Below are 10,482 nucleotides of genomic sequence, written 5' to 3'. Positions count from 1 at the left end.
CACCAAGATCTTTGGTGGGCCCGGGCCTTCGGCGTTGCTGTTACGCCTTGCGGAGGCGGAACGTCAGGGAGATGGAGTCGTCCTTGAAGGTCTCGCCGTAGGTGTCGTCGGCCTCGCCCTCGGCGAAGTCCGTGGCCAGGACCTCGTCCGCGATGAGGGTCGCGTGGTCGGTCACGGCCGTGACGACGGCCGGGTCGGCGGACGTCCAGCGCAGGGCGATCCGGTCCGCGACGTCCAGGCCGCTGTTCTTGCGGGCCTCCTGGATCAGGCGGATCGCGTCCCGGGCCAGGCCCGCGCGGCGCAGCTCGTCCGTGAGCTCCAGGTCGAGGGCGACCGTGGCACCGGAGTCGGACGCCACCGACCAGCCCTCGCGGGGGGTCTCGGTGATGATGACCTCGTCCGGGGCGAGCGTCACCGTCTCCCCGTCGACCTCCACCGAGGCCGTGCCCTCGCGCAGGGCGAGGGACAGCGCGGCCGCGTCGGCCTCCGCGACGGCCTTGGCCACCGCCTGCACGCCCTTGCCGAAGCGCTTGCCGAGGGCACGGAAGTTGGCCTTGGCGGTGGTGTCGACCAGGGAGCCGCCCACCTCCGAGAGGGAGGCGAGGGAGGAGACGTTCAGCTCCTCCGTGATCTGCGTGTGCAGTTCCGGGCTGAGCGTGTCGAAACCGGCCACGGCGACGAGCGCGCGGGACAGCGGCTGGCGGGTCTTGACGCCCGACTCCGCGCGCGTGGCCCGGCCCAGCTCGACGAGGCGGCGCACCAGGGCCATCTGCTTGGACAGCTCGGGGTCGACCGCGGACAGGTCCGCCTCCGGCCAGGTCGCCAGGTGCACCGACTCCGGGGCGTCCGGCGTGACCGGCACGACCAGGTCCTGCCAGACGCGCTCCGCGATGAACGGCGTCAGCGGGGCCAGCAGCCGCGTGATCGTCTCGACGACCTCGTGCAGGGTGCGCAGCGCGGCCGCGTCGCCCTGCCAGAAGCGGCGCCGCGAACGCCGTACGTACCAGTTGGAGAGGTTGTCGACGAAGGCGGACAGGAGCTTTCCGGCGCGCTGCGTGTCGTAGGCGTCCAGGGCCTGCGTCACCTGGTCGGTGAGCGCGTGCAGCTCGCTGAGCAGCCAGCGGTCGAGCAGCGGGCGGTCGGCGGGCGCCGGGTCGGTGTCCGAGGGGGCCCACTTCGACGTACGGGCGTAGAGCGCCTGGAAGGCGACCGTGTTCCAGTACGTCAGGAGGGTCTTGCGGACGACCTCCTGGATGGTGCCGTGGCCCACGCGGCGGGCCGCCCACGGGGAGCCGCCGGCCGCCATGAACCAGCGGACGGCGTCGGCGCCGTGCCGGTCCATGAGCGGGATCGGGTCCAGGGTGTTGCCCAGGTGCTTGGACATCTTGCGGCCGTCCTCGGCGAGGATGTGGCCGAGGCAGACGACGTTCTCGTAACTCGACTTGTCGAAGACGAGAGTGCCGACGGCCATCAGGGTGTAGAACCAGCCGCGGGTCTGGTCGATGGCCTCCGAGATGAACTGCGCGGGGTAGCGGCTCTCGAAGAGTTCCTTGTTCTTGTGCGGGTAGCCCCACTGCGCGAACGGCATCGAGCCCGAGTCGTACCAGGCGTCGATGACCTCGGGCACGCGCACCGCTTCGAGGGAGCAGCCCTCGTGGGTGCAGGTGAACGTGACGTCGTCGATGAACGGGCGGTGCGGGTCGAGGTCCGACTGGTCGGTGCCCGTGAGCTCGCTCAGCTCGGCGCGGGAGCCGACGCAGGTGAGGTGGTTCTCCTCGCAGCGCCAGATGGGCAGCGGGGTGCCCCAGTAGCGGTTGCGGGACAGCGCCCAGTCGACGTTGTTGGTCAGCCAGTCGCCGAAGCGGCCGTGCTTGACGGACTCCGGGAACCAGTTGGTCTGCTCGTTCTCCTCGAGGAGACGGTCCTTGACCTCCGTGGTGCGGATGTACCAGGACGGCTGCGCGTAGTAGAGGAGCGCGGTGTGGCAGCGCCAGCAGTGCGGGTAGCTGTGCTCGTACGCGATGTGCCGGAACAGCAGGCCGCGCTCGTCCAGGTCCTTGGTGAGGCTCTCGTCGGCCTTCTTGAAGAAGACACCGCCCACGAGCGGGACGTTCTCCTCGAAGGTGCCGTCCGGGCGGACGGGGTTCACGACCGGCAGGCCGTAGGACCGGCAGACCTTGAGGTCGTCCTCACCGAAGGCGGGGGACTGGTGGACGAGGCCGGTGCCGTCCTCCGTGGTCACGTAGTCGGCGTTGACCACGTAGTGCGCCTCGGCGGGGAACTCCACCAGCTCGAAGGGGCGCTGGTACGTCCAGCGCTCCATCTCGGCGCCGGTAAACCTCTGGCCCGTGGTCTCCCAGCCCTCGCCGAGTGCCTTCTCCACCAGGGGCTCGGCGACGACCAGCTTCTCCTTGCCGTCGGTCGCGACCACGTAGGTGACGTCCGGGTGCGCGGCGACCGCCGTGTTGGACACCAGGGTCCACGGGGTGGTCGTCCACACCAGGAGGGCGGCCTCGCCCGCGAGGGGGCCGCCGGTCAGCGGGAAGCGGACGTAGACGGACGGGTCGACGACCGTCTCGTACCCCTGCGCCAGCTCGTGGTCGGACAGGCCCGTGCCGCAGCGGGGGCACCAGGGGGCGACGCGGTGGTCCTGGACGAGGAGGCCCTTGTTGAAGATCTCCTTCAGGGACCACCAGACGGATTCGATGTACTCGGGGTTCATCGTCCGGTAGGCGCCGTCGAGGTCCGTCCAGTACCCCATGCGGGTCGTCAGGTCGGCGAAGGCGTCCGTGTGGCGGGTCACCGACTCGCGGCACTTGGCGTTGAACTCGGCGATGCCGTACGCCTCGATGTCCTTCTTGCCGTTGAAGCCGAGTTCCTTCTCGACCGCCAGCTCCACGGGCAGGCCGTGGCAGTCCCAGCCGGCCTTGCGGGCGACGTGGTAGCCGCGCATGGTGCGGAAGCGCGGGAAGACGTCCTTGAAGACGCGGGCCTCGATGTGGTGCGCGCCGGGCATGCCGTTGGCCGTGGGCGGGCCCTCGTAGAACACCCACTCGGGGCGTCCCTCGGACTGCTCCAGGCTCTTGGCGAAGATCTTCTGCTGCTCCCAGAACTCGAGCACGGCGTGCTCAAGGGCGGGCAGGTCGACCTGGGCGGGCACCTGGCGGTACTGCGGCGGCGTCATTCGCTTTTCCTCCGGCGGACGTTCTTCCCTTCCGTCGGAGGGACGAGAGGCGCATCGCTGCGCTCCCGCGGTACCACCCTCCTTGGCCCCCTGGCGCTGGCGCCACAGGGCCCCCTCATTGGGGTCGCGATGCCGGGTCTACTCGCCGGGCCCGTCCCCGATGGGGGCCGACCTGCGGCTTTCTTCCGGCGGCTCCGGGGTGATCTTCACGTCGCGCTCGCCCCCGGGCTCACACCGTCCCCGGGTCGCTCATGGCTGCGTACGCCGCTACTCGTCCCCATCCACGCTTCTCGCTCCGGCCAGTGTACGGCGCCGGGGCGGGGGCGGCCGACCGGATTTCAGGCGGCCGCGGGGAACGCGGCGAGCAGCCCCCGTGGACGTTCCGGTGGATCAGGCGTGCTGGGGGATCTCGTCCTTGAGGGAGTCGCGGATCATCTTCCGCAGCTCGGGGCCGTCCGTGTGGCCGTGGACGGACACGGCGTGCTCGCTGGCGGCGCGGACCACCTCGTCCTCCTCGCCGGAGATGGCGAGGGTGCAGTGGGTCTCGCTCGGGAAATCGCGGCAGTCGGTCATTTTGCGCATGGCGCACCTTCTTCGGTCGCCATCAAGTCTATGCCCGTACGGGCCCCCGGGGAGGGGCCCGCGAGGCGCCCTGCCGCTGTGGGGCGAGACCGCGGGGACTGCCCCGAATGGCGACATGCGGAGTGTCCGGATCCTGACCTCGGGCGTCCGGCGGATTACCCGCCGGGGAGCTGGGCACAACGCAGGCAGGCTCACCGCGCGACCCCCGGGGGCGGGCGAATCGGGCGGCGTGCCCCGTTGCCGCGGGCCTGGAGTCGATTTATCGTCCCAGCACGATTCGCGTGCAAGATCACAATATGTGAAGGGGCCGCGGCCATGGTGGCGAAGAAGACCGCCGTACAGCAGTCGGCGTCCAGCAGATCCACAGCCGCGGGGGCCGGGGCGGCGGGGGAAGCGGGCGGCAAGGCGGCCCGCACCGTCAAGACCGTGCGTGCGGGCAAGACGGCGGCTGCGGGGTCGGCGGCGCCGAAGAAGACCACGACCAAGACGGCCGGGAAGGCTCCCGCCAAGGGGGCGGCGAAGAAGGCGTCCGCCGCGGCACCGGCGAAGAAGGCCGCCACGAAGAAGGCGGTAGCGAAGAAGGCCGTCGACGCGAAGGCCGTCGACAAGGAGAAGGCGGCCGACCAGGAGTCGGTGAGCACCTCCAGGAACGCGGCCGCCAAGAAGACCGTTGCCAAGAAGACGACTGCGAAGAAGGCGACTCCAAAGAAGGCAGCTGCGAAGAAGACAGCTTCGAAGAAGGCGTCGGCCACGAAGGCGTCGGCTGCGACAGCCGCATCCGAGCGGGCCGCCGACGAGAAGTCCGCCACCGGGACGGAGGCGGACGGCGGGGTGGCTGCGTCCAAGAAGGCGACGGGCGCCACGAAGGGTCCGGGAGCCAGGAAACGTACGGCCAAGAAGTCGGCCGCGTCCGCGGCCGAGGGTGCGGCTCAGGCCGCGGAGACGACGGGAGCCACGACGGTGGTTGCGAAGAAGACTCCGGGCACGGCGACGGCGGCGACGAAGGCGGGCGCGGTGCCCAAGGCACGGGCCGCGGCGACGCCCGGCGAGCTCGCGGTGCGGCCCGGCGAGGATCCGTGGACCCCGGCGGAGGTCGCCGAGGCGCGCACCGAGCTGATGTCCGAGACCATGCGGCTGCGGTCCGAGATCGAGGCGTCCGAGGCCGGACTCGCCGGGCTGATGCGGGACTCCGGGGACGGCGCGGGCGACGACCAGGCGGACACCGGCACGAAGAACATCACGCGCGAGCACGAGATGGCGCTCGCCGCGAACGCCCGGGAGATGCTGGAACAGACCGAGCGCGCCCTGGAACGCCTGGACGCGGGGACGTACGGCCTCTGCGAGAACTGCGGCAACCCCATCGGCAAGGCCCGCATGCAGGCGTTCCCGCGGGCCACCCTGTGCGTCGAGTGCAAGCAGAAGCAGGAACGGCGCTACTGAGCGTGGCCTGGGCGCCTTGGCCCGTACCCCGGTGTCGTACCCTCGTCCCCAGTCAGGCACCTAGGTTGAGGGACTCACGTGGCAGAGGCGGAGCGCATCATCGGTACGCCGGACATCCCTGAAGCGGAGGGGGCCGGGCCGGAGCAGTCCGATTCCGGCTCCAAGGACGGGCAGCGCTCCGAGGGCGAGCCGAAGCCGGAGGCGGAGCCGACGCCGGATTCGTCGGCCGTGGCGGACCCGGCGGACGCGGAGACCGAGGCCGACGCCGAGCCCGACGCCGACGCCGGGGCCAAGCCCAAGGGGCGGCGCAAGATCGCCGTGCTGTTCGGGGTGGCCCTGTTCGCGTACGCCCTGGACCTCATCAGCAAGATGATCGTGGTCGCGAAGCTGGAGCACCACGAGCCGATCGACGTGGTCGGTGACCTGCTGCGTTTCAACGCGATCCGGAACGCGGGCGCCGCCTTCGGCATGGGCGAGGCGTACACGATCATCTTCACCGTGATCGCCGCCGCCGTGATCGTGGTGATCGCCCGCCTCGCGCGCAAGCTGTACAGCCTGCCCTGGGCGATCGCCCTCGGCCTGCTGCTCGGCGGCGCGCTCGGCAACCTCACCGACCGGATCTTCCGCTCGCCCGGCGTCTTCAAGGGCGCGGTGGTCGACTTCATCGCGCCGAAGGGCTTCGCGGTCTTCAACCTCGCCGACTCCGCGATCGTCTGCGGCGGCATCCTGATCGTGCTGCTCTCCTTCCGCGGCCTCGACCCGGACGGCACCGTCCACAAGGACTGAGACCCGCTACGAGGACCGCGCGGGCCCTCGCGCACGGCGTTCGGTACGGCGGTGTCACAGCACTCCTGCATACTCGTGGGGTGAGCACGATTCCCGAGATCCGTACCCTGCCCGTACCGGACGGCCTGGAGGGCGAGCGCGTCGACGCCGCCATCTCGCGCATGTTCGGCTTCTCCCGCACGAAGGCCGCCGAGCTCGCCGCGGCGGGGAAGGTCGCGGTCGACGGCTCGGTGGTCGGCAAGTCCGAGCGGGTGCACGGCGGCGCCTGGCTGGAAGTGGAGATGCCGCAGGCGGCCGCTCCGGTGCAGATCGTCGCCGAGCCCGTCGAGGGCATGGAGATCGTGCACGACGACGAGGACATCGTCGTGATCACCAAGCCGGTCGGCGTGGCCGCGCACCCCAGCCCCGGCTGGACCGGCACCACCGTGATCGGCGGCCTCGCCGCCGCCGGGTACCGCATCTCGACGTCCGGCGCCGCCGAGCGCCAGGGCATCGTGCACCGCCTGGACGTCGGCACGTCGGGCCTGATGGTCGTCGCCAAGTCGGAGCGGGCGTACACGTCGCTGAAGCGCCAGTTCAAGGAGCGCACGGTCGACAAGCGGTACAACGCGCTCGTGCAGGGCCACCCCGACCCCATGAGCGGCACCATCGACGCCCCCATCGGCCGCCACCCCAACCACGACTACAAGTGGGCGGTCACGGCCGAGGGCAAGCCCTCCGTCACGCACTACGACCTCATGGAGGCCTTCCGCGCGGCCTCCCTGCTCGACATCAAGCTGGAGACCGGCCGGACCCACCAGATCCGGGTCCACATGTCGGCGCACCGGCATCCGTGCGTGGGCGACCTGACGTACGGCGCCGACCCCACGCTCGCCAAGCGGCTCAAGCTCACCCGCCAGTGGCTGCACGCCGTGCGGCTCGGCTTCGAGCACCCCGGCGACGGGCAGTGGGTCGAGTTCGCGAGCGACTACCCCGACGACCTGCAGCTGGCGCTCGACCGGGTGCGGGCGGAGAGCGCGTGACCGCCGCGGGTGGCGTGAGCTGCCGGGTCGCGGTGGGCCGGGAGGACCTGGACGCGTGCTTCGGCGTGCGCAAGGAGGTCTTCGTCGCCGAGCAGGGCGTGCCGGAGGACCTGGAGTACGACGAGTACGACGTGGGGGCCGTGCACGTCCTCGCGGTGCGCGGCGCGGACGGCGCCCCGCTCGGTACGGGGCGGTTGCTCACGGGGGCGGCGGCCGCTGTCAAGAACGGCGGGGACGCCACCGTGGGAGCCCTGGGCAGGCTGGCCGTGTTGCGCTCCGCGCGGGGGCTCGGGGTCGGGGCGGAGCTGGTGCGTGCCATTGAGGACGCCGCCCGTGAGCGCGGGCTCGGCGCCGTCGATCTGCATGCGCAGACGCATGCGCTCGGGTTCTACGAGCGGCTCGGGTACGCGGCGTATGGGCCGGAGTTTCCGGATGCTGGCATTCCGCATCGGGCCATGCGCAAGGTGCTGCGCTAGCGATTCGTAGTGGGGCGGGCCATGTCGTTGTCCGTCTGCACGCTCGCCGTGGCTGGTCGCGCAGTTCCCCACGCCCCTTCCGGGGCGCTCCGGCACCGTGGCGCGTCGGCGCGGTCCCGCGCCCCTTCGGGGCGTGACTGAACCGTGGCGGGCGGGTGATTTGCGCCGATTGTTGTGCTCCGTGGCAAGGTTGAAGCCCTGATCATGCTGGCCTCACCGCCCGGAGGGCACCCGTGGATCAACTGGCGTTGCTGCTCCTGTTGTTGCTGGGGGCCCTGGTCACCGTGCCGTTGGGGGACCGGATCGGGCTGCCCGCGCCGGTGCTCATGACGCTGTTCGGGGGCGTCCTCGCGTTCCTCTCGTTCGTGCCGAACGTCGAGATCGCGCCTGAGCTGATCCTCCCGCTGGTCCTGCCGCCGCTGCTGTACGCGTCCGTGCAGCGCACGTCCTGGCGGCAGTTCGCCGCCAACATCCGGCCCATCCTGCTCCTCGCCGTGGCGCTCGTGTTCGTGACCACGGCGGCCGTCGCGGCCGTGGCCAACGCCGTCGTGCCGGGGCTGCCGCTCGCCGCGGCCGTCGCGCTCGGCGCGCTCGTCGCCCCGCCGGACCCGGTGGCCGCGACCGCGGTGGCCGGTTCGCTCGGGCTGCCGCGGCGCCTGGTGTCGATCCTGGAGGGCGAGGGGCTCTTCAACGACGTCACCGCGATCGTGCTGTACCACGTGGCCATCGCCGCCGCCGTCAGCGGCACCTTCTCCTGGCCCTCGGCCGTCGGCCAGCTCGTGCTCTCCGCCGTCGTCGCCGTCGCCGTCGGCCTCGCGCTCGGCTGGCTCTCCAACAAGCTCATGGGCCTGCTGGGCGACGCGACCCTGCAGACCGGCCTGACGCTCCTCGTGCCGTTCGTGGCCTACGTACTCGCCGAGGAACTCCTCGGCTCCGGTGTCCTCGCGGTCCTGACCACCGCCCTCTACCTCGCAGAGAACGCCGTCGACGCCGATGACGTGCTCGGCCGGATCACCGGGCAGTCCTTCTGGGAGATCGTCGACACCCTCGTCACCGGCGTCGCGTTCGGCCTCATCGGCCTCGAACTGCACAACGTCTTCGGCACGGCCGACGGGCGCGAGTGGGAGATGGTCGGCTGGGGCGGCGCCATCGTGGCGGTCGTCGTCGGCGTACGGCTGATGTGGCTGCTGCCCGCCACCTGGCTGGCCAAGCGGCTGCACAAGCGCCGCGACTACGACGAGGAGATCCCGACCACCTGGCGCGAGACCGTCGTCATGTGGTGGTCCGGCATGCGCGGCGTGGCGTCGGTCGCGCTGGCCCTCGCCATTCCGCTGGAGACGGACGACGGGGCCCCGTTCCCCGCCCGGGACGAGATCGTCTTCATCGCCTTCTGCGTGATCATCGCGACGCTGATCGCCCAGGGCCTGACCCTGCCGTGGCTGGTCAGGAAGCTCGGCGTGCGCGCCGACACCGATGCCGAGCGGGCCCTGGAGCGCGAGCTGGCCGTGCGCGCGGCGAAGGCCGCCAAGGCGCGCCTGAAGGAGATCGAGGAGGTCGAGGAGCTGCCCGAGGAGGTCTCCGAGCGGCTGCTTCGCGGCGCCTTCGACATCGGCGCCCGGATCAGCCCCGACATCCTCGACGACGAGCGGCGCGAGCGGTACGCCAAGCGCGTCGACCGGTTCAAGGCCGTCCAGCGCATCCAGCGCGAGATGATGTCGGCCGCCCGCCACGAGGTCCTCGCCGCGCGCAGCGAACCCGGCTACGACCCGGAGATCGTGGACCGGGTGCTGCACCACCTGGACGTCCGCAGCCTGCGCTGACGTACGGGGCGGGACGCGCGGCCCCGGCCCCGCCGCTGCCCCGCCCCCGCCGTCTCAGCCCCGCCCCGTCCGCGGCACGTGCGGTGTCACCGGATGCGGATGGTCGCCGTCCGGCGGCTCCACCGCCCAGGCCGTGTTGACCCGCGGCAGCGCGTACGGATGGTGCTCGGTCAGCCAGGCGACGAGCTGCTCGCGGACCGTGACGCGCACCGTCCAGATGTCGTCGGCGTCCTTGGCCGTGACCAGGGCCCGTACCTGCACGGTGTTCGGCGTGGTGTCCGTGACCGCGAGGCCCCAGTCGCGGCCGTCCCAGGCGCCGCACTCGCGCAGGATCTCGTGCAGCTTCTCGCGCATCTGGGCCATCGGGGCCGTGTGATCGAGCTGGAGGAAGACGGTGCCGGTCATCTGGGCGCCGCCGCGGGACCAGTTCTCGAACGGCTTCGAGGTGAAGTACGACACCGGCATCGTGATCCGGCGCTCGTCCCAGGTCCGCACCGTCAGGAACGTCAGCGTGATCTCGTCGACGACGCCCCACTCGCCGTCCACCACCACCGTGTCCCCGATCCGCACCATGTCGCCGAAGGCGATCTGCAGCCCCGCGAAGAGGTTGGCGAGCGTGGACTGCGCGGCCACGCCCGCGACGATGCCGAGGATCCCCGCCGACGCGAGGAGCGAGGCCCCGGCCGCCTGCATGGCGGGGAACGTGAGCAGCATCGCGGCGGCGGCCACCACGCCGACGATCGCCGCGACCACGCGCTGGATCAGCGTGACCTGCGTGCGCACCCGCCGGACCCGGGCCGGATCGCGGTGCGCCGAGGCATAGCGCGCGTACGACGACTCCACCACGGCCGCCGAGATCCGCACCGCGAGCCAGGCCACCGAGGCGATGAGGACCAGCGTGAGCGCTCTGCCGATGCCCACCGAATGGCCCTCGGCGATCTTCGCCTGGGCGTACGACCCGCGCAGCATGGCCGCGCACAGCACCAGTTGCAACGGCAGCCGGCAGCGGCGCAGCAGCTCCCACAGCGGCTGCTCGGGTCGTCTGTCGGCGGCCCGGCGCAACGCCCAGTCGGCCACCCAGCCGACCGCGAGCGTGAGCACGACCGAGCCGCCGACAACGATCAACGGACGCAGCACGTTCTCCATGCCTCAGAGGGTAGGTGGCACGATGG

General features: G+C 71.5%; 8 protein-coding genes. 5 read left to right on the top strand and 3 right to left on the bottom strand.

Features of this window, described 5'->3' with window-relative positions; genetic code table 11:
- Window positions 1-40: 40 nt before the first annotated feature.
- Both ileS and ACFVHO_RS37565 read right to left on the bottom strand, forming a co-directional pair.
- On the bottom strand, window positions 41-3,184 hold the full coding sequence (ileS, locus tag ACFVHO_RS37570; protein WP_385724942.1) for an isoleucine--tRNA ligase: 3,144 nt from the start codon (window positions 3,182-3,184) through the stop codon (window positions 41-43).
- A gap of 390 nt (window positions 3,185-3,574) precedes the next feature.
- The gene (locus ACFVHO_RS37565; protein ID WP_385724940.1) at window positions 3,575-3,766 is read right to left on the bottom strand and encodes a DUF1059 domain-containing protein; all 192 of its coding nucleotides are present in this window, start codon (window positions 3,764-3,766) and stop codon (window positions 3,575-3,577) included.
- 315 nt (window positions 3,767-4,081) lie between these two features.
- On the opposite strand from ACFVHO_RS37565, the gene ACFVHO_RS37560 reads away from it, so the two are divergent.
- The 5 genes from ACFVHO_RS37560 to ACFVHO_RS37540 all read left to right on the top strand — a co-directional run bounded on the left by ACFVHO_RS37560 (window position 4,082) and on the right by ACFVHO_RS37540 (window position 9,310).
- Entirely contained in the window at window positions 4,082-5,206 is a 1,125-nt protein-coding gene (locus tag ACFVHO_RS37560) for a TraR/DksA family transcriptional regulator (protein ID WP_385724938.1), read from the top strand.
- A 78-nt stretch (window positions 5,207-5,284) separates the two neighbouring features.
- Window positions 5,285-5,992, top strand: coding sequence for a signal peptidase II (lspA, locus tag ACFVHO_RS37555; protein WP_385724937.1), 708 nt, complete (start codon window positions 5,285-5,287; stop codon window positions 5,990-5,992).
- An 80-nt stretch (window positions 5,993-6,072) separates the two neighbouring features.
- Entirely contained in the window at window positions 6,073-7,014 is a 942-nt protein-coding gene (locus ACFVHO_RS37550) for an RluA family pseudouridine synthase (protein WP_385724935.1), read from the top strand.
- The gene (locus tag ACFVHO_RS37545) at window positions 7,011-7,490 is read left to right on the top strand and encodes a GNAT family N-acetyltransferase (RefSeq protein ID WP_385724933.1); all 480 of its coding nucleotides are present in this window, start codon (window positions 7,011-7,013) and stop codon (window positions 7,488-7,490) included. Before ACFVHO_RS37550 ends, ACFVHO_RS37545 begins: the two co-directional genes overlap by 4 nt.
- 233 nt (window positions 7,491-7,723) lie before the next feature.
- Window positions 7,724-9,310: a Na+/H+ antiporter gene (locus ACFVHO_RS37540; RefSeq protein ID WP_385724931.1), complete on the top strand. Its 1,587-nt coding sequence runs from the start codon at window positions 7,724-7,726 to the stop codon at window positions 9,308-9,310.
- A gap of 54 nt (window positions 9,311-9,364) precedes the next feature.
- Here the strand turns inward: ACFVHO_RS37540 and ACFVHO_RS37535 are convergent, their stop codons facing one another.
- Entirely contained in the window at window positions 9,365-10,456 is a 1,092-nt protein-coding gene (locus tag ACFVHO_RS37535) for a mechanosensitive ion channel family protein (protein ID WP_385724929.1), read from the bottom strand.
- Window positions 10,457-10,482 lie beyond the last annotated feature (26 nt).

The sequence above is a fragment of the Streptomyces sp. NPDC127108 genome (assembly GCF_042677545.1).
Classification (GTDB): Bacteria; Actinomycetota; Actinomycetes; order Streptomycetales; family Streptomycetaceae; genus Streptomyces.
The sequence above is the reverse complement of the archived record's forward strand: the minus strand, read 5'-3'. Positions and strand labels throughout refer to the sequence as shown.

What these genes read in the sequence shown, in the direction of transcription:
- ileS (WP_385724942.1), bottom strand. Translation starts at nt 3,184, where the DNA reads ATGACGCCGCCGCAGTACCGCCAGGTGCCCGCCCAGGTCGACCTGCCC.
- ACFVHO_RS37565 (WP_385724940.1), bottom strand. Translation starts at nt 3,766, where the DNA reads ATGCGCAAAATGACCGACTGCCGCGATTTCCCGAGCGAGACCCACTGC.
- ACFVHO_RS37560 (WP_385724938.1), top strand. Translation starts at nt 4,082, where the DNA reads ATGGTGGCGAAGAAGACCGCCGTACAGCAGTCGGCGTCCAGCAGATCC.
- ACFVHO_RS37535 (WP_385724929.1), bottom strand. Translation starts at nt 10,456, where the DNA reads ATGGAGAACGTGCTGCGTCCGTTGATCGTTGTCGGCGGCTCGGTCGTG.